Source organism: Micromonospora halophytica, from assembly GCF_900090245.1.
In the GTDB taxonomy this organism is placed as follows: Bacteria; Actinomycetota; Actinomycetes; order Mycobacteriales; family Micromonosporaceae; genus Micromonospora; species Micromonospora halophytica.
Map to the genome: position 1 here is coordinate 125,918 of NZ_FMDN01000011.1, position 19,130 is coordinate 145,047.

The 19,130-nt window shown below is 72.4% G+C and carries 14 protein-coding genes; 6 read left to right on the forward strand and 8 right to left on the reverse strand.

Annotated elements, in window-relative coordinates:
• Window positions 1-43 precede the first annotated feature (43 nt).
• From GA0070560_RS16775 to GA0070560_RS16805, 7 genes are all read right to left on the reverse strand, one after another.
• A complete protein-coding gene (locus tag GA0070560_RS16775) occupies window positions 44-790 on the reverse strand; it encodes a helix-turn-helix transcriptional regulator (RefSeq protein ID WP_091298054.1) in 747 nt (248 codons plus the stop codon).
• Window positions 791-832: 42 nt separating this feature from the next.
• Complete coding sequence (locus tag GA0070560_RS16780) at window positions 833-1,291, reverse strand: hypothetical protein (RefSeq protein ID WP_091298057.1); 459 nt, start codon at window positions 1,289-1,291, stop codon at window positions 833-835.
• A complete protein-coding gene (locus tag GA0070560_RS16785) occupies window positions 1,288-2,694 on the reverse strand; it encodes a multicopper oxidase domain-containing protein (protein WP_091298059.1) in 1,407 nt (468 codons plus the stop codon). The genes GA0070560_RS16780 and GA0070560_RS16785 overlap by 4 nt, the downstream gene beginning before the upstream one ends.
• Before the next feature lie 40 nt (window positions 2,695-2,734).
• Entirely contained in the window at window positions 2,735-3,778 is a 1,044-nt protein-coding gene (locus tag GA0070560_RS16790; protein ID WP_091298062.1) for a multicopper oxidase family protein, read from the reverse strand.
• Window positions 3,779-3,961: 183 nt separating this feature from the next.
• Window positions 3,962-4,492: a DinB family protein gene (locus tag GA0070560_RS16795; RefSeq protein ID WP_091298065.1), complete on the reverse strand. Its 531-nt coding sequence runs from the start codon at window positions 4,490-4,492 to the stop codon at window positions 3,962-3,964.
• 46 nt (window positions 4,493-4,538) lie between these two features.
• Window positions 4,539-4,979: a MarR family winged helix-turn-helix transcriptional regulator gene (locus tag GA0070560_RS16800; RefSeq protein WP_245675553.1), complete on the reverse strand. Its 441-nt coding sequence runs from the start codon at window positions 4,977-4,979 to the stop codon at window positions 4,539-4,541.
• Between the two features lie 22 nt (window positions 4,980-5,001).
• Window positions 5,002-6,714: an alkaline phosphatase D family protein gene (locus GA0070560_RS16805; protein ID WP_091298068.1), complete on the reverse strand. Its 1,713-nt coding sequence runs from the start codon at window positions 6,712-6,714 to the stop codon at window positions 5,002-5,004.
• A 152-nt stretch (window positions 6,715-6,866) separates the two neighbouring features.
• Between GA0070560_RS16805 and ftsY the strand changes: the two genes are divergently transcribed.
• From ftsY to ffh, 6 genes are all read left to right on the forward strand, one after another.
• Window positions 6,867-8,048 (forward strand): signal recognition particle-docking protein FtsY, encoded by a 1,182-nt coding sequence (ftsY, locus tag GA0070560_RS16810; RefSeq protein WP_091298072.1) that lies wholly within the window; start codon window positions 6,867-6,869, stop codon window positions 8,046-8,048.
• Between the two features lie 7 nt (window positions 8,049-8,055).
• A complete protein-coding gene (locus GA0070560_RS16815; RefSeq protein ID WP_170839440.1) occupies window positions 8,056-8,919 on the forward strand; it encodes an aminoglycoside phosphotransferase family protein in 864 nt (287 codons plus the stop codon).
• A 229-nt stretch (window positions 8,920-9,148) separates the two neighbouring features.
• Window positions 9,149-10,561 carry an ammonium transporter gene (locus GA0070560_RS16820; protein WP_091298075.1) on the forward strand — a complete coding sequence of 471 codons (1,413 nt, stop codon included), beginning with the start codon at window positions 9,149-9,151 and terminating at the stop codon, window positions 10,559-10,561.
• 25 nt (window positions 10,562-10,586) lie between these two features.
• Complete coding sequence (locus tag GA0070560_RS16825) at window positions 10,587-10,925, forward strand: P-II family nitrogen regulator (protein ID WP_170839442.1); 339 nt, start codon at window positions 10,587-10,589, stop codon at window positions 10,923-10,925.
• A 10-nt stretch (window positions 10,926-10,935) separates the two neighbouring features.
• Window positions 10,936-13,242, forward strand: a complete 2,307-nt coding sequence (locus tag GA0070560_RS16830) for a [protein-PII] uridylyltransferase (RefSeq protein ID WP_091298078.1) — start codon at window positions 10,936-10,938, stop codon at window positions 13,240-13,242.
• A gap of 505 nt (window positions 13,243-13,747) precedes the next feature.
• Entirely contained in the window at window positions 13,748-15,298 is a 1,551-nt protein-coding gene (gene ffh, locus GA0070560_RS16835; protein ID WP_091298081.1) for a signal recognition particle protein, read from the forward strand.
• A gap of 61 nt (window positions 15,299-15,359) precedes the next feature.
• Here the strand turns inward: ffh and GA0070560_RS16840 are convergent, their stop codons facing one another.
• Window positions 15,360-18,935, reverse strand: a complete 3,576-nt coding sequence (locus GA0070560_RS16840; RefSeq protein WP_245675554.1) for a S8 family serine peptidase — start codon at window positions 18,933-18,935, stop codon at window positions 15,360-15,362.
• Between the last annotated feature and the right edge of the window lie 195 nt (window positions 18,936-19,130).

Consider the following 19,130-nt stretch of genomic DNA (forward strand, 5'->3'; position numbering starts at 1 on the left):
CCGCCTGGGTCCGTCGCAGGCCGGCGAAGATCCGGGAGACGCCCTAGTTTCCGGAGTCGTCCGGGTGCTGCTCGTCCGGGCGGTGCCGGCCGCCCTCGGGCTCGTCCCCGGTGAGCGGCAACCGGGCGACGCAGAGCCGGGGCGTCACGAACGGTTCGAGGACGGTCTGCTCCGGGTCGCCGCCGAGTTCCTCCGTGGCGCCCTGGAGCAGGCCGAGGTGGACCGAGCAGATGACGCCGGGATGGCGTTCGGCCACCGCCCGGAACGGGCACCGGTGCAACAGGATCTCACCGTTCGCCTCCGTCTCAGGCTCGAATCCGAGCTTGTCGAGCATGCCGGAGACCCGGGTGACGACCTCCTCGCGCGTCGGCTGGTCGGACGGGGCCGGGCGGTCCACCAGGAAGTGGCCCCACTGCCGTCCGGCGGAGCGGGCGGCGGCGGCCGGATCGTCGGTGTGTGCCGCGACGTAGCCGGTGAGGATGTGCGACAGCAGTTGGTACTCGCCGATCTGGTCCTCGGCGGTCGGGCCGGCGGGCGGGGTGTCCCGGACCGCCCGGTAGCACAGCCGCGGTCGGCCCGGTCCCTCCGGTGCGGCCTGTTCCTCGTGCACGAGACCGCCCTGGACCAGCTTCATCAGGTGGAAGCGCACCGTGCTGGGGTGCAGGCGGAGCTGTCCGGCCAGGGCCTGGATGGTGACCGGACCGTCGAACGCACGCAGGGCGTCGAGGACGGCGGCCCGGCCCGAACCTGACGGCTGGGGTTCCGGCGGCGGAGCAGACCTGGTTTCCATTACTGCCAAGTATCGCTCACGCCGCCGGCACCCATCAGGTACTCAGGCCGTGCCCGGCCTCGCCGACCTCTGCCGACGGGCCGACAGCGCCAGCCCCACCGTGATCGCTGCCACCGCGACCACCTCGGCCACGACGCTGGCCAGGTCGGTGGCGAGGACCGGTTCCGGTTCACCCGCGTGTGGGCCCACCGGCAGCCCCGCCGTACGGCTGACCAGCCATCCGGCCAGCACCAGAACGTTGCCGCCGAGCCCGAGGACCAGCAGGGCGCGGTCCCCGTCCCGCCACGCCAGCACCGCCCAACCGAGTTGCAGGCCACCCACCAGCGTGAGGAGCGCGGCGGCCACCCACCACTCGGCCCGGTGCTGCGGTACCACCGCGTAGTGCGCCACCCCGGCGAGCGCGGTCGCCACGACGGCGAGCCGGCGGGCGACGTCGGCCCCGGCCGGTCGTGCCCCGCCCAGCGGGAGGCCCGCCCGCTCGGCGGCACCCGCCCCGGTCACTGTCCCGCTCCGACCTGGAACAGCCCGATCGCGCCCTTGTGCGCCGAGGACATCTTGTGCGTGACGAACGGATAGGTGCCGTCCCGGTCGAGGGTGAACTCGACGAAGCCACCCTGTGCCGGCATCAGGTCGAGCGCCTGGCCGCCGCCCCTGCCCGCGTCGGGGCGCAGCAGGTAGTTGCCCTCCTTGTACACGGTGTCGAAGATCGTGCCGATCACATGGAAGGAACTGATCTCGTTGATGCCGGCGTTCAGCACCCAGACGCGGACCCGCTCGCCCTTGTCGACCGTGACGGGGCGGTGGACGTACTGGTTGACGAAGCCGTTGAAGACCACGGCGTCGGCCTTCTCGGCGTGCATCTTCTTCAGGTCGCCGGGTTCGCCCTTCGGGCCGAGGTAGAGTTCCGCCTGCTCCAGGATGATCTCCCGGTCCACCGCGCCGAGGTTCGGCGGATCGACGATCAGCGCGCCGTACATGCCGTTGGCGATGTGGTGCAGCATCGGGTCGGTGCCGCAGTGGTAGTAGAAGATCCCCGCGTAGTCGGCCTTGAACTGGTACGTCAGCTTCTCCCCGGGCTTGATGGTGCGCATCTCGACGTTCGGCGCGACCTTCGAGGCGTGGAAGTCGATGGAGTGGGCCATGGTGCCGTTGTTGACCAGGGTCACGGTGAAGAGGTCACCGACCCTGCCTCGCAGGGTCGGCCCGGGGACCTGTCCGTTGAACGTCCAGCGCAGCTGGGTGACCCCGGGGGCGACCTCCTGCTCCTTCTCCTCGACGCTGAGGGTGACGTCGTGCCGGGTGCCGCCGGGGGCCGGCGTGACCGCCGGGTCGTACGGCTTCCAGTCGGAGGCCGGCGCGGCGGCGAAATCGATCTTCGCGCTGTTGTCGGCGCCCTCGCCGGCGGGCGCTGCACCGGCGTCGGCGGTGCTGCCCTCGACCAGGATGTCGAGCACCATGCCGGCGTCCTTGTGGCCGGCGACGGTGCACCACGCCTTGACCGAGGAGGTGATCGGACCCCAGGTGACGGTCTCGGACTCGCCGGGCTTCAGCATCTTGCCGCCGGTGCCGTCGAGTTCGAGGCTGTGGTCCATCTTGCCGGCGTTGTGCACCCGCAGCTCGACCGTCGCGCCCTTCGGCACGTTGATCGAGGACGGCTTCACGTACAGGTCACCGAGCTCGATGTCGAAGGGACCGGCCTTGCCCGCCGGGGCGGCGGCACCCGCCGCCAGGTGGCCCGGTCCGGTCCGGCCCGGGGCGAACGCCACGATGATCATGCCGAGCAGGAGGCCGAAGACGACGGCGGAGGTCAGTGCGGGGAAGAGTCGCTGGAGTGGCTCGGCGAGGCCGGTCCTGCGGTCGCGACGGGCAGCGCCGGTCGCCGCGCCGCTGGGGATGTCTGACACGAGAGGCTCCTCAGGGAGAACTACGGAGGTGGAGGGAGGATCAGCTGACCGTCAGGGCGGTGACCATGCCGAACATGCCCTGGCTGCCCTCGGCGTGGGAGAAGATGTGGCAGTGCCACAGCCAGGTGCCGACCCGGTTGGCCTTGATCAGGACGGTGTACCGCTCACCGGGGGCGATCAGGACGGTGTCGACCTCGTAGGGGGTGGCCAACGGGTAGCCGTCCTTGGCGATCACGAGCTGGTCGAGCCCGTGCAGGTGCATCGGGTGGGCCTGCCCGCCGGCGTTGACGTAGTGGATCTCGACCCATTCGTTCAACTTCGCCTGCACCGGTTCGGTGGCCGGGAAGGACTTCCCGTTGAGGCTGAGCCCGATCACGCCACCGTCCTGGAGGTGCATGGTCCTGCTCTGGGTGACGGTGACGCCCTTCGGCCTGGGCATCTCACCCATCAGGATGGTCCCCCAGAGGCCGTTCGCGACCTGCTTCGTGCCGTCGTGGTGCGAGTGGAACCAACCCACCGAGGCACGCTCGGCGGTGAACTCGTACGTGAAGGTCTCACTCGGCTTGATCGGGTCCTGGGTCATGTTGGCCACCCCGTCGACCTCGTTCGGTAGCAGGATGCCGTGCCAGTGGACGCTTGTGGACTCCGGTAGCTCGTTCTTGACGATGACCCGCACCTTGTCGCCGACCGCGACCTTGAGCGTCGGGCCCGGCACGGTGCCGTTGAAGGTCCAGGCGTCGACCGTCTTGCCGGGCTCCAACTCCCACTTGGCGATCTTGGCGGTGAGCGCGAACTCCTTCGTCCCGTCCGGAGCGACGGTCGGCTCGAGGTCGGGCGCGCCCTGCCCGGCCGTCTTCGCGGGGAAGGACTTGTCCCGCGCCGCCATGGCGGCGTCCATGGCCTCCGGGTCGGCGTGCTCGTGGTGGGACCCGGATCCGCTCGGGTCGGCGCTGGCCGCGGTGCCGTGCGTGCCGCCGGCGGCGGGCGTGGGTGCGGTTGCCGGCTGGTTGCCGGCCGCCCAGACCGGTACGGCCGTGGCCAGGACGAACGCGGCTGCCACCGCGCTCAGGCTGGTTCTTGTCATGGCGGGTGCTCCTAGTGGTGCTGCGATGATGGAGAGTTTTTATCATAAATATTAGAAGAACTGGTGTGGTCAATCTCCCAGTTGCCGGAAGGAACGAACGACCGACGGCTCACCGGTCGGGAAGAACAACGACGCCGGCCACCGCCCTGGGAACGGGCGGTGGCCGGCGTCGCGGGATGACCGTCAGTCTCCGGTGACGCCGTCGATGCGTTCCCGGATCAGGTCGGCGTGCCCGTTGTGCCGGGCGTACTCCTCGATCATGTGGACGTAGACCCAGCGGACGCTGATCTCGTCGGTGCCTCCGTCCCTGCGGCGGCGCTGGAAGGTCTGGTCCAGTGACAGACCGGCGGCGGCTGCCCGGGCGGCCTCGACCTCCGCCCGGAAAATGGCGAAGTCGGCCTCCGCGTCGGCCTCGGCGACCCCGTTGAAGTCGGCGTCCGGGTCCTCGTCGGTGCTGTGGAGGCCGCCGACGTCCTGGCCCGCCGCCCGGACGCGGAACCACCAGCGCTCCACCTCCGCCATGTGCCGGACCAGGCCGAGCAGGGTCAGCCCGGACGGCTCGACGCTGGGCGTCCTCAGCTGCTCGGCGGTCAACCCGGCACACTTCGTGAGCAGGGTGTCCCGGTGGTAGTCCAGCCAGCCCTCCAGCATGGTGCGTTCATCGGCGACGTACGGTTCGTTGGTCCGGGTGATCTCGGGTGCGGTCCACGTCATCCGGCCATCCTCGCGGTCGGGGACGACAATCTGTGTGCGAGAGCGATCAGAGAGCGCCGTCGTTGAACCGGCGCAGCAGCCGGGCGAACTCCTCCACGTCGCGGTCCGGCCAACTCTCCAGGGCCTGCCGGAGCTGCCCCAGCCGCACCGAACGGGCGCTGTCGAAGCGGCGGGTGCCCTCCTCGGTGAGGCTGAGCTGGGCGGCCCGGCGGTCGTCCGGGTCCGGATCCCGGCGGACCAGCCCCAGCCCCTCCAGGCCGTGGATCTGCCGGCTCAACGTGCCCTTGCCGATGCCGAGCCGGGTGGCCAGGTCGGTGAGCCGGGTCGAGCCGGAGCGACGCAACCAGAGCAGCAGCCCGTACGCGTTGGGCTCCAGGTTGGGGTGGACCTCCCGGGCGATCTCCCAGGAGAGGGCACGCCCTCGCCGCAGCAGCGCGGCAAGCTCGTCCTCGACCGCGCGCAGGGCCTCCGGCAGGTGCTCGTCCACGGCACCGAGCGTACGGGGCGGCTCAGCCCACCGGTGTCAACCGCTGCCGCGCCACCTCGCGCAGGTGGCCGTCGCCGGTGGTGCCCTCGATCAGCACCTCGGCCTCCCGTCCGGTGTGCGCCAGCGTCGCCACCGCGTTGCCGAAGTACGGGCCGGCCAGCTTCTTCCACCGCACGCTCGGGCGGCGTACCCCGGCGAAGCGGGCCAGGGCCCGGGCGGCGGCGGCCGGCCCCGGGTTCCAGCCGAGCCGCATCAGCGGGCGCATCCCCGCCGGCACCTGGTTGTGGATGGGGGAGCAGGTGAGCTGGTGCACGGGGGTACGCACCGCCGGATCGTCGAACCGGGCCCGGGCCACGTACGAGTGGTGCACGTCGCCGGAGAGCACGCTGATCGACGCCGGCGCCGGGTACGCCGAACCCGCCCCGATCCGGTCGCCGGACGTCGAGGCCGTGCCGCTGCCCAGCCGGGCGAAGAGCGCGCCGAGCCCGTCGAAGGAGCGGCGGAACGCCGCCCAGTGCTCCAGGTCCAGGCCACGACGCAGCTGCTCGGAGACCTTCGCCAGCCAGGGCCGGCGCGAGTCCGCCAGGCGCTCGTTCCAGGCCTCCACATGGTGGATGCCCGGCGGCAGCAGCCAGGGCAGCGAGGCGCCGACCACCAGATGGTCGTAGACGCCGTGCGCCCGGTCGAGGAACCAGGACCACTCGCCGGGCGGCAACATTGCCCGGTTGCCCGGCTGGAGCACCCGACTGCACCGGTTGTCGAGCATCACCAGGCGGGTCCGCCCCAGGTCGAGGGCGTAGCTCCACTGGTACTGCACGGCCCGCCAGCGCTCGGTGTCGTGCGCCTCGTCGGCCTCCCTGTCGACCCGCTCGCCGAACTCGCGCAGCACGTCGGTGGCGTCCTCGGCGGCCATCACCTTGGCGTACACCGGGTCCGCGGCGACCTCGTCGGGGGACAGGTTGCCCAGGTGCTGGTACACCCAGTAGGAGGCCAGCCCGCTGCGGATCCGCTCGGCCCACCAGGGCTGGGCGCGCATGTCGTCGCGCCAGGGCGCCGAGGTGTTCCAGTCGTCGATGACCTCGTGGTCGTCGAAGATCATCACGCTCGGCACCGTGGAGAGCAGCCAACGGATCTCCGGGTCCCGCCAGGACTCCAGATAGAGCTTGGTGTACTCGTCGAAGCTGACCACCTGGGTCGCCGGGGCGTGCTCCGGCCGCCGCCGGCGTCGCTTGAGCAGCCGGCGCACCGTGGGGGAGGTCTCGTCGGCGTAGACCTGGTCACCGAGGAGCACCAGCAGGTCCGGCAGGCCGGCCGGGTCCGGGCCGGCCATCGCCCGCCGGGCGTACGCGTCGAGCGCGTCCGGCGGCAGCCGCCGGGCGGTGGCGTGCTGGGTGGTCTCCCGGCAGGAGCCGAAGATCAGCCGTACCGGCTGGTCCCGGTCGTCGGCGGCCCTGGTCCGGATCACGCTGGGCGGGAAGCCGCTCGCCGGCACCGGCCAGGCCACCTCGTCGTCCACCAGCACCTCGTACCGGTCGACGCTGTCCGGCGCGAGCCCGTCCACCACCACGAGGGCGTAGTGGTGGCCGTACGCGGAGAAGGTCGACGCGGTGCCGCAGGCCCCGCCGGCCGTGCGGACGGTGACCACGGCGGGCGCACTGGTCTCCACCCAGACGGTGGCCCGGGTGCCGACGACCCGCCGCAGCAGAGGTCCGATGAGCAGGCGTGCGGCGGGCATGGCGGACCTCCGAGGTGAGCGGACTTCATCATTACTACCCCGCCGGCGGTCGCACCACTGCTGGCTGTGGCCGAGCCTACCGCCGGCCATCCCGGGCACCACGGGGGTGCGGTCGATGAGACGCCGTCGCCGGCATCTGACAGGATTTCGGCATGAAGGAATACCTCCTCGTCGCACTCGCCCTGCTCGGTGTGCTGATCCTCGGCGGCCTCAGCCTGGTGGTGCCCCGGCTGCGCCGGCGCCCCGAGCCGCCGCTGCCGGAGACCGAGGTCGACACCCGGGCCGAGGAGGACCTGGCCGGTCCCCCGGTCGAGGCGGTGGAGTCCGAATTCTCCACCGGCATCCTGGTCGAGCCGCCGGTGGTCGAGGCGCCCCCGCTGGAGGTCCCGGAACCCACCGCCGGCCGCCTGGTGCGGCTGCGCTCCCGGCTGTCCCGCTCGCAGAATGCCCTGGGCAAGGGCCTGCTCGGCCTGCTCAGCCGCGACCACCTCGACGAGGACACCTGGGAGGAGATCGAGGACGCCCTGATCACCGCCGACGTCGGTGTCGACTCCACCCGGGAGATCGTCGACCGGCTGCGCGAGCGGACCCGGGTGCTCGGCACCCGCTCCGCCACCGAGCTGCGTGCCCTGCTCGCCGCCGAGCTGGTCAACGCCCTCGACCCGAGCCTGGACCGGTCGTTGAAGACCACCCCCAGGGAGGGAGGACCGGCGGTGCTGCTGGTGGTCGGTGTCAACGGCGCCGGCAAGACCACCACCTGCGGCAAGATCGCCCGGGTGCTGATCGCCGATGGCCACAGCGTCACCCTGGGCGCGGCCGACACCTTCCGGGCCGCCGCCGCCGACCAGTTGCAGACCTGGGGCGGCCGGGTGGGCGCCGAGACGATCCGCGGCCCCGAGGGCGCCGACCCGGCCAGCGTCGCCTTCGACGCCGTCCGCCGCGGCATCGAGGCCGGCACCGACACCGTGCTCATCGACACCGCCGGCCGGCTGCAGAACAAGATCGGCCTGATGGACGAGCTGGGCAAGGTCAAGCGGGTGGTGGAGAAGCACGGCCCGATCGACGAGACCCTGCTGATCCTCGACGCCACCACCGGCCAGAACGGCCTGGAACAGGCCCGGGTCTTCACCGAGGTGGTGAACGTGACCGGGGTGGTGCTCTCCAAGCTCGACGGCACCGCCAAGGGCGGCATCGTGATCGCCGTGCAGCGCAAACTCGGCATTCCGGTCAAGCTGGTCGGCCTCGGCGAGGGCGCGGACGACCTGGCCCCGTTCGACCCGGCGCAGTTCGTCGACGCGCTGCTCGGGACCGAGCCGCTCGCCCGCGACGCGTAACCTCGCAGTGACGAACGACGATCGCGCGTACGCCGGGTGGCGCGACTCCCGCCACTCCGGTCCGGGCCTGGGGAGACCGTACGTGACCTCGCAGGAGATCCCGCTGCACGGCGGGAACGTGAGCACCGTGGTGCGGGTCGGCGACACCGTGCGGCGCAACGCCGGCCCGTGGACCCCGTCGGTGCACGCCCTGCTGCGTCACCTGGAGTACGTGGGGTTCACCGGTGCGCCCCGTGCCCTCGGCATGGACGAGCGCAACCGGGAGGTCCTGTCGTACCTGGAGGGGGAGTGCGGGGAGTACCCGCTGGCCCCGCACTGGGTGACCGACGAGGCGCTGGTCACCGTGGCCACCATGCTGCGGATGTTCCACGACGCCCAGTACGGCTTCGCCCCGCCGCCGGGTGCGGTGTGGCGCTCGTTCGGCCCGCCCCCGCCGGACACCGAGGTGATCTGTCACCACGACGCCGCCCCGCACAACGTGATCTGGCGGCCGGACGGCACCCTCGGGCTGATCGACTTCGACCTGGCCTCGCCCGGCGCCCGGATCTACGACGTGGCGTACGCGGCCTGGACCTGGGTGCCGATCTTCTCCGACCGGGACTCGATCACCCTCGGCTGGAACCGCCCCGACCGGCCGCGCCGGCTGCGGCTCTTCGCCGACGCGTACGGGCTGATCCCCCGGGACCGGCACCGGCTGATCCGGACCATCCGCAAGCGGATCGTCGACCATGTCGAGGGCATCCGCCGGATGGCCGCCGCCGGGGAACCGGCGTTCGTCCGGATCGTGCACAAGGGTCACCTTCGCCGCCCGATGCGCGACCTGCGCCTGTTGGACTACGAGCGGCACGCCCTGGAGCGCGCCCTGCACTAGGCGCTGCCGACCTGCGAAGAGTGGCCGTTCCGCGCGGAACGGCCACTCTTTTTCGATCCTGCGGGGCGGTGAGGAGTTCTTCACACGCCGGAAACAACCCGTCACACCCCGGAAATCGAGCGGTGTCGGTGAAGGAAACAGGCGGCGACCAAGCTTCCGCGCAACCGGCGTACGGGCGACGCTGCCCCGGAAGCCGTGAAGGAGGGAACCTCACCTTTAGGAGGCCAGCGTGCCTGAAGCACCGACGATCGACGGCGGCAACACCGTTTGGCTGCTGGTTTCGACCGCGCTCGTGCTGCTCATGACCCCCGGACTGGCGCTGTTCTACGGCGGGCTCAACCGGTCCAAGGGTGTGCTCAACATGATGATGATGAGCTTCTCGGCCATCGGGCTCATCTCTGTTCTGTGGTGGTTCTACGGATTCAGCGTCGCCTTCGGGTCCGACGTCAACGGGCTCTGGGGCGACCCGGGCGCCTACCTCGGTACCAAGACCTTCCTGGCGGAGACCGACCTGTGGGGCGCGACCGCCGAGAACCCCAGCGGCATCGGCGTCCCGCTCTACGTCTTCATGGCGTTCCAGATGGTCTTCGCGGTGATCACCGTCGCGCTGATCAGCGGCGCGGTCTCCGACCGGACCAAGTTCGCCGGCTGGCTGATCTTCGCCTTCGGCTGGGCCACCCTGGTCTACTTCCCGGTCGCCCACTGGGTGTGGGGCGGCGGCATCATCGGCGCCAAGATCCACGCGCTGGACTTCGCCGGTGGCACCGCGGTGCACATCAACGCCGGTGCCGCGGCGCTCGCCCTGGCCCTGGTGCTCGGCAAGCGGCTCGGCTGGCCCCGTGAGGGCATGAAGCCGCACAACATCCCGCTGGTCGCGCTCGGCGCGGGCCTGCTCTGGTTCGGCTGGTTCGGGTTCAACGCCGGCTCGGAGCTGACCGTGGACTCGGTCGCCGGTCTCGCCTTCATCAACACCCAGCTTGCCACCGCCGCAGCGGTGCTCGGCTGGATCGCGGTCGAATGGATCAAGGACAAGAAGCCGACCATGGTCGGCGCCTCCTCCGGCGCCGTCGCCGGTCTGGTCGCCATCACCCCGGCCTGCGGCTTCATCGCCCCTTGGGCGGCGGTCCTGCTCGGCATCGTCGCCGGCGTGGTCTGCGCGCTCGCCATCAGCCTGAAGTACAAGCTCGGCTACGACGATTCGCTCGACGTGGTCGGCGTGCACTTCGTCGGTGGCTGGATCGGCTCGCTCTGGCTCGGCCTGTTCGCCACCAACTCGGTCAACGCCGCGATCACCGACGTGGTCGGGGCCTCCGACGGCCTCTTCTACGGCGGCGGTGTCACCCAGCTCGGCCGGCAGGCCCTCGGTGGTCTGATCGTGACGGTCTGGTCGTTCGCGGTGGCCTACGCCCTGGCTCTCGCCATCGAGAAGACCATCGGCTTCCGGGTCACGGCCGAGGCCGAGGTCGAGGGCGTCGACATCGCCGAGCACGCGGAGAGCGCGTACGACCTGTCGCCGACCACCGGCAGCGCCGGCGGTGGGGCGTTCGCGATGGCCGGGTTGACCCCGGGCGCGGCGAAGCCGGCCTCACAGGAGGCGCCCGCATCGGCCGCCGCGCCGGTGGACGAGAAGGTCGCCGGTTAACGTTCGGAGAATGGAGGGCATGGACATGAAGCTGGTGACCGCGGTCATCAAGCCGTACCAGCTGGACGCGGTGAAGGAGGCCCTGCACGCCCTCGGCGTGGCCGGCCTGACCGTCAGCGAGGTCCAGGGGTACGGACGGCAGAAGGGGCACACCGAGGTCTACCGGGGTGCCGAGTACACGGTCGAGTTCCTGCCCAAAATCCGGGTCGAGGTGCTCACCGACGAGATGGACGTCGAGAAGATCGTGGACGCGATCGTCGCCGCCGCCCGGACCGGCAAGATCGGCGACGGCAAGGTGTGGGTGACCGGGGTCGAGGAGGTCGTCCGGGTCCGCACCGGCGAGCGCGGCCTCGACGCCCTGTAGGGCCCCGCTCATGACCCCGTCGACCAGGAGCACCGCGTCGGACACCCCCGGCTTCACCGACGCGGCCGCCGCGGTCGACGGGGTCGGCGGCATCGGGGAAGCGGCCCGGGCCAGGCGCGCGGCAGAGTACGACGCCTGGCTCGGGTCGCTGCTGCCCGCCCGGGACGGGATCGCGCTGGTCGCCGTCGGCGGTCTGGGTCGGCGGCAGTGCGCCCCGTACGGCGACCTCGACCTGGTGCTGCTGCACGCCGGGGTGGCCGGTGTCGACGAGCTGGCCGCGTCCCTCTGGTACCCGGTCTGGGACGCCGGGGTGCGGCTGGACCACTCGGTGCGCACCCTGGCCGAGGCGCTGTCGGTGGCCCAGGACGACGTCAAGGTGGCGATGGCCCTGCTCGACGCGCGGTACGTCGCGGGGGACCGGGCACTCGCCGACGCGCTGGTCCGCACGGCCGCCGACCACTGGCGGCGGACCGCCGTGCGCCGGCTGCCCGAACTGCGGGAGATCACCGAGGCCCGCTGGCGTACCCACGGGGAGTTGGCCTTCCTGCTCGAAGGCGACCTCAAGGAGGCGGCCGGCGGCCTGCGGGACGTGGGCATCCTGCGGGCCATCGCCACCGCCGGGGTCACCGACGCGCTGCGTCCCGCCGTCCGTGCCGCCCACCTGCGGCTGCTGGACGCCCGAGACGCCCTGCACCGGCAGGTCGGTCGGCGCGTCGACCGGCTGGTCGCGCAGGAACGCGACGGGGTGGCCGCACTGCTCGGCCTCCGGCCGGCTCCGGTCACGGCCGGACCGGACGGCGTCGTCGGGCACGACGGTGACGCCCTGCTGCGCCGGGTCGCCGGGGACGCCCGCACGGTCAGTCACGCCCTCGACGACGCCTGGCGGGCCGCCGACCGGCTGCGCGCCGGCCGCCGCCGGGGCACCGACGGCCGGCCGGTGCGCCGACCGGTCGCCCGGGACGTCGTCGAGCACGACGGGGAACTGGTGCTCGCCCGGACCGCCATCGGCGCCCGCCCCGACCCGAGCCTGTCGCTGCGGATCGCCGCCGCCGCGGCCACCACCCGGCTGCCCATCGCCCGGGCCACCTGCGAGTGGCTCGCCGCGTACTGCCCGCCGCTGCCGTCGCCCTGGCCGCCGGAGGCCCGCACCGCGCTGATCACCCTGCTGGGGGCCGGTCCCGGCCTGGTGCCCGCCTGGGAGACCTGCGACCGGTACGGCCTGATCGACGGCTGGCTGCCGGAGTGGACGCGGTTGCGCAGCCTGCCCCAGCACAACCCGGTGCACCGGTTCACCCTGGACCGGCACCTGGTGCAGACCGCGTACGAGGCGAGCCGGCACACCCGCGAGGTGGACCGCCCCGACCTGCTGCTGCTCGGCGCGTTCCTGCACGACATCGGCAAGGGAACGACCGGCGACCACAGCACGGTGGGCGCGCCGATCGCCGAGGCGGTGGCCGCCCGGATCGGCCTGCCGGAGCCGGAGGCGGCGCTGATCGGCACGCTGGTCCGGCTGCACCTGCTGCTGCCCGACGTGGCGACCCGGCGGGACCTGTCGGACCCGAAGACCGTCGCCGGGGTGGCCGCGAAGGTCGGCGACACCAGCACGCTGGACCTGCTGCACGCCCTGGTCCGCGCCGACGCGGCGGCCACCGGCCCGGCCGCCTGGTCGGACTGGAAGGGCCGGCTGGTCGCCGAACTCGTCACCCGGGTCCGTACCGCGTTCGACACCGGGGTGGTGCCCCCGCCGCCGGCCCCGGACCCGGCGCTGGTGGCGGGTCCACTGCCGGTCGTACACCTGGCCGGGGACCGGGTGTCGGTGGCCGCGGCGGACCGGCGGGGCCTGCTCGCGACGGTGGCCGGCTGCCTGGCCCTGCACCGGCTGGAGGTGCTCGCCGCGGACGCCTCCACGGTCGACGGCCGGGCGCTGGTCGAGTGCCGGGTGCAGCCGCGGTACGGCCTCGCGCCCGATCCGATCGCGCTCGGCGCCGACCTGCGTCGCGCCGTCAACGGGGACGTCTCGGTCACCCAGCGACTGCGCGGCCGGGCCCTCGCGGCGCGGGGCGAGGGGGCCGCGCCGCGGGTGGTCTGGCACCGGGAGGCGGCCACCGACGCGGTGCTGCTGGAGTTGCGGGCCGCCGACGCGGCCGGGCTGTTGTACCGGGTGACCTGCGCCCTGGACGAGGCCGGCGCGCAGGTGCGGGCGGCTCGTATCTCCACCCTCGGCGGCGACGTGGTGGATGTGTTCTACCTGGTCGGCGGCGTGCCGGACGACGCGGAGCGGGCCCGGCTGGAAGCCGCCGTGCTGGCCGCCGTCTGAGGCCGCCCGGGTGTCGCGCCCGGGTGTCGCGCCCGGGTGCCGCGTCCGGGTGTCGCGGCCGGAGGTCGTCCACGGTGGCCGGCGTGAGTTCGCCCGGTGGGCGTCGCCGGCGGTCTCGATGACGGACCCCGGGGGTGGTGGTGCGACGCTACCGACCTGATCGCATGAGTGGATCGCCCGGCTGTGGTGTCGCTTCGACGCCGTCGTGCGCGACCGGGACGGCGAGCCGCCGGGCCATCTCCGGCCGGCGTGGTCGTCCAGGACGACTCGTCCACATCCGGCAGCAACCGGCGGCCCCGATCCATCCGTGCGATCAGGTCGGTAGCGTGCGACGGGCGGACTCGGCGTACGTCGGGGTGGCCGACGCGCGCTCGCCGACGCGGTCGGAGGGTGCTCCCGTGGCTGGGCCGGAGCGCGGCTGCGGACGGCGGGCTACCCTAGCGGTGGCTGGACACCTGCCCGGCCGCGTTGTGCCCGCCGGAAAAACGACAAACGGGATGTTCGCGTGTTTGACACCTTGAGTGACCGCCTCTCCGGGATCTTCACCAAGCTCCGCGGCAAGGGTCGGCTCACCGACGCCGACATCGACGCCACCGCGCGCGAGATCCGCATGGCGCTGCTGGAGGCGGACGTCGCGCTGCCGGTGGTCAAGGGCTTCATCGCGAACGTCAAGGAGCGGGCGCGCGGGGCCGAGGTCTCCCAGGCGCTCAACCCGGCCCAGCAGATCATCAAGATCGTCAACGAGGAGCTGGTCAACGTCCTCGGTGGCGAGGGTCGGCGGCTCCAGTTCGCCAAGCAGCCGCCGACGGTGATCATGCTCGCCGGCCTCCAGGGCTCCGGCAAGACCACCCTCGCCGGCAAGCTGGCCCGCTGGCTCAAGGCCCAGGGCCACCAGCCGCTGCTGGTCGCCGCCGACCTCCAGCGCCCCAACGCCGTCGGGCAGCTCCAGGTGCTCGGCGGTCGCGCCGGCGTCGAGGTGTACGCCCCGGAGCCCGGCAACGGCACCGGCGACCCGGTGCAGGTCGCGCGCGCCTCGATCGAGCACGCCCGGCGGTCCGCCCGGGACATCGTCATCGTCGACACCGCCGGCCGCCTCGGCATCGACGCCGAGATGATGCAGCAGGCCGCCGACATCCGTGACGCCGTCCAGCCGGACGAGGTCATCTTCGTCATCGACGCGATGGTCGGTCAGGACGCCGTGCGTACCGCCGAGGCGTTCCGCGACGGCGTCGGCATCACCGGCGTGGTCCTCTCCAAGCTCGACGGCGACGCCCGCGGTGGTGCCGCGCTGTCGGTGCGGGAGGTCACCGGCCAGCCGATCCTCTTCGCCTCCACCGGCGAGAAGCTGGAGGACTTCGACGTCTTCCACCCCGACCGGATGGCCAGCCGGATCCTCGGCATGGGCGACGTCCTCACTCTGATCGAGCAGGCCGAGCAGGCCTTCGACACCGATCAGAAGGAGAAGATGACCGCCAAGCTGATGGGCGGTGAGCAGTTCACCCTGGAGGACTTCCTCGACCAGCTCATCGCGGTCCGGCGGATGGGCCCGATCGCCAACGTGCTGGCCATGATGCCCGGCATGGGGCAGATGAAGGACCAGCTCGCCGAGCTGGACGACAAGCACTTCGACCGGGTCACCGCGATCATCCGGTCGATGACCCCGGCCGAGCGGACCAATCCGAAGATCATCAACGGTTCCCGCCGGGCCCGCATCGCCAACGGCTCCGGCGTCACCGTGATGGACGTCAACCAGCTGCTCAACCGCTTCGCCGACGCGCAGAAGATGATGAAGCAGATGGGCGGCATGATGGGCCTGCCCGGTGGCGGCCGGCGCAAGGCGACCAAGTCGCCGAAGAACAAGCGCAAGGGCACCAAGGGTGGCAACCGGCCGCGTACCGGCGCGGGGATGCCGGGCGGCTTCCCGGGCGGCATGCCGCAGCTTCCGCCGGGCATGGACCCGGGCGACCTGGCCGGCGGGCAGGGCCTGCCGCCCGGCTTCAAGCTCCCGAAGATCGACTTCAACAAGCTCGGCAAGGGCGACGACCGCCCCCGCTGAGCCGCGTACGCGACGGGGCCCGGCCGGTGCACCGGCCGGGCCCCGCCCCTCTCTCAGCCGGTCACGGCGTCAGGTCGGGCCGGTCGGTCACCCGCAGCGCGTTGACGATCGGCCTGCCGTACCCGGTGTGGGTCACGAACCGCACGTTGAGCTGGCCGTCGGTCACCCGGACGGTGTACGACCGGCTCACCGCGGCGAAGCTGCCCGCCTCGGCGGCCACGTCCAGCGACGGCAGCACCTCCTGGCCCTCCAGCAGCACGTCGAAGACCCGCTTGTCCGGGGCCTGCCGGCGTACCTCGGCGAAGTCGAGCTCCACCGTGTAGAACCCGTCGGTCAGCCCGTCCACCCGGTACTCGTACATGCCCTCGCGCAGCGTGGCGAAGCGGGCCGGATCGTTGGTGCCGGTGATCGTCGTGTTGGTCGACTGCCGGCTGGAGTTGCCCAGCCAGCCGGCCCCGCCCGCGGTCCAGGCCCCGTCCGGTGACCAGGTCTGACCCTCGACGTCGGTGCGGGCGCCGGTGCCGCCCGCGTCGATCGCCACCACCTGGCTCGGCACCGCCAGGGTGACCGGGACGACGATCGTCGGCCGGCGGCCGCTGGTCGAGGTGACCTGCACCTTCGCCTGGTGCCAGCTGCCCGGCGCCAGTCCGCTGGTGTCGACGGCGACGCCGACGGTGTGCCGCCCGCCACCGGCGGCCAGCGTGCCGGTCAAGCCGGTCAGGGTGAGCCACCCCAGGTCGGTGGGGGAGCCGTCGGCCCCCAGTTCGGTGACCGTGACGTCGGTGCCGAGCGAGCCGGTGTTGGTCAGCCCGATCTGCCGGTCACGGGTCTGCCCGGCCGGGGCGACCACGGTCAGGTCCGCGACGGCCGAGTTGACCCGGGCCGTGCGCAGCGCGAGCGAGCGGGTCGCGACCGCCCCCGGGGCGAGCGTCGCGGTGGCCGAACCCGTCTCGTAGTGCGGTGCCGCGACATCCAGCGCGACCGCACCGGCCGGCGCCTGGATCAGGTACCCGCCGTCGGCGTCCGTGGCGTCGGAGACGTCGGCGTCCCCGACGCGCGCGGTGACCGTCGCGCCGGCCACCGGCAGCCCGTCGTTGGCGTCGGTGACCACGCCGGAGACCACCGCGCTACGGGTGGGCCGGAACGCGATCGCGGTGCCGTCGGCGATCGCCGAGGTGTTGTACGAGTACGCGAAGCCGACGGTGCCGTCGACGTTCTCCAGCCCGATGGTCGCCCCGGTGCCGGTCTCCACGCCGGTGCCGTCCACGTCGGCGTACCGGTAGGTGACGGTGCCGTCCTCGCTGATCGCGGCGCTGAACGTCACCCGCGAGGAGCGGCTGGTGAAGAACGACACGTTGCGCCACTCCACCACGAAGGTACGGTTCGGCTTCGCGCCCACGACGGCCGTGTACACGCCCGAGTCGGCCTCGACGTACAGGTCGTCCCAGAGCGGGAAGAGGGCCAGGTCCGGGTTGGCGGTGTTCGGCAGGTTCGTGTTCGCCCGGCTGGTGGAGGCGGTGCCGAAGCCGAACACGCCGTTGGTGCTCACCCACGCCTGCCGGTACGACTTGCCGTACAGCGGCACCCGGAAGGGAATCGTGACCGGGACGGTCTTGTCGTCCCCGGTCAGCGGCATCAGCTCCGTGCCGCTGACGAAGGAGCCACCGGCCGCGCCGCAGGCGTAGCCGAAGCCGTCCACCCGGTCCGGCAGGGCGACGTCGAGGGTGAGGTCCCCGCTGACGTCCGCCGTGCGGGTGACCGGGTCCGCGCAACGGTAGCTGTGCGCGAAGCCCACCTCGTACGACCCGTGCGGCACCACCAGGCGGTAGCGTCCGGCCTCGTCGGCGGTCGCGGTCAACGGGGTGCCCGCCACGGTCACCGTCGCGCCCGCGGCGGGGCCGGCGGTGGTGGACACCGTGCCGCTGATCGTGCCCGACGGCGCCTGGGTGACCTCGATGTCACGGGTCACGGTCTGGTTCTCGGTGACGGTCGCCGTGGCGGTCGCGGTCAGGTAGCCGAACTTGCTGACGGTCACCGTGTACTCGCCGACCATCAGCCGGTCGAACGCGTACCCGCCGTCCGCGCCGGAGGCGCCGGTGCGGCTCATCGGGCCGGTCACGGTCACGGTCGCCCCGGCGAGGCCGGCGCCGGCCGAGACGATCCGGCCGCCGAGCGCGCCGAGCGCGCCGCGCGGGCTGGCGGTCACCGCCGCGTACGCGTCGAGCCGGCCCTCGCCGAAGACGTTGTTGTCGTCGGCGGTGCCGCCGCAGGTGGTGGCGTCCACGTCGATCGCCGTGTCGTCGAGGATGCTCCGCGTGGCGGCGACGTCGCCCTGGATGGCGGGCGAGGCGGACCACATCAGCGCCACCGTGGCGGCGGTGTGCGGGGAGGCCATCGAGGTGCCGCTGAAGGCGCCGTAGCCGGTGCGGGTCGCGGAGCGGACGTTCACGCCGGGCGCGGCGATGTTCGGCTTGATGTCGCCGTTCTCGCCGGAGCCGCGGCTGGAGAATCCGGCGATGGCGTTGTTGACGTCGAACGCGCCGGAGGCGTAGCTGACCGCGTACGACCCGGGGCTGCCGGCGGTGGCGCAGCCCGGCCCGTTGTTGCCGTTGGAGAACGCCGGGAAGATGCCGGCGGCCACCCAGGACGACACGGTCTCGGTGTACCAGGGGTCGTACGCGTTGGAGCCCCAGGAGTTGTTCACCACGTCCGGGGCGAGATCCGGTCGGGGGTTGGCCCCGGTGAGGTCCGTGGGGGCGACGATCCACTGGCCGGCGGCGAGCAACGAGGCCCGGGAGCAGGAACTGCTCTCGCAGCCCTTCGCGGCGATCCACCGCGCGCCGGGGGCGACGCCGACGACGTTGGCGCCGTCCAGGCCGACCATGGTGCCCATGGTGTGGGTGCCGTGGTTGTTGTTGTCGCAGGGTGCGGCGGTGCCGCAGACCCCGGCCGGGTCGAACCAGTGGTAGTTGTGGTCGTAGCTGCCGTCGGCCTGCCGGCCCCGGTAGCTGGCGGCGACCGCCGGGTGGGTGTAGTTCACCCCGCTGTCGATGTTGGCGACGACGATGCCCTCGCCCCGGACGCCCAGCTCGTCCCAGACCCGGGGGGCGTTGATCCGGTCGATGTTCCACTCGACGCCGTCGAGGTCGGGGACGACCTCGCCGGGCAGCGGCTCGGGGATGTCGACCGGGTCGTCGGCGAGGATCTCGGCGACCTCGGGGCGTACGGCGATGTCGGCCAGCAGCGCCGCGTCCCCGGTGACCTGGACGGTGTTGGCGAGCCAGAACGGGGTGAAGTCGGCCTTCTTCCCGGCGAGCAGGGCGCGCAGCCCGGCCTGGCTGCGCTCGGCGTGGCCGGTCTTGGCCTTGAGCACGAAGGCCGCCTTCTCCTCCTTGCGGCGCAGCTTCGCCGCTCCGGCCAGGTCGGCCCGGCTGTCGAGGAAGACCCAGAAGGTGGTCTTGCCGTCCTTGCTGATCCGTTCGCGGACCTTCGGTTCGGCCTTGGCGGCGACCGCCGTGGCCCGGGCCGCCGCTGCGGTGTCGTCGGGGGCGGCGGGGGCGGGGCCGGCGGCGCCGAGCGGGAGGGCGAGGCCGACCGCGAGGCCGATCGTCGCCGTACGCCATCGTCGTGATGTCACTGTGGACGCTCCTTCGGTGAGGCGAGGGTGCGAAGAAGCCGGGTTGAGCGGCTTCCCCGGCATCCTGCGACCGAAAGATCCCTTCATCAAGACGTGCTTAAATAAATAAATCTGTCAATCGGACGTTCTGGTGACCCGTGAGGGGTTGGTCACGTAGTGTCGTTTCCGGTAGTGGGTCACGCGCGCCACCCGTCC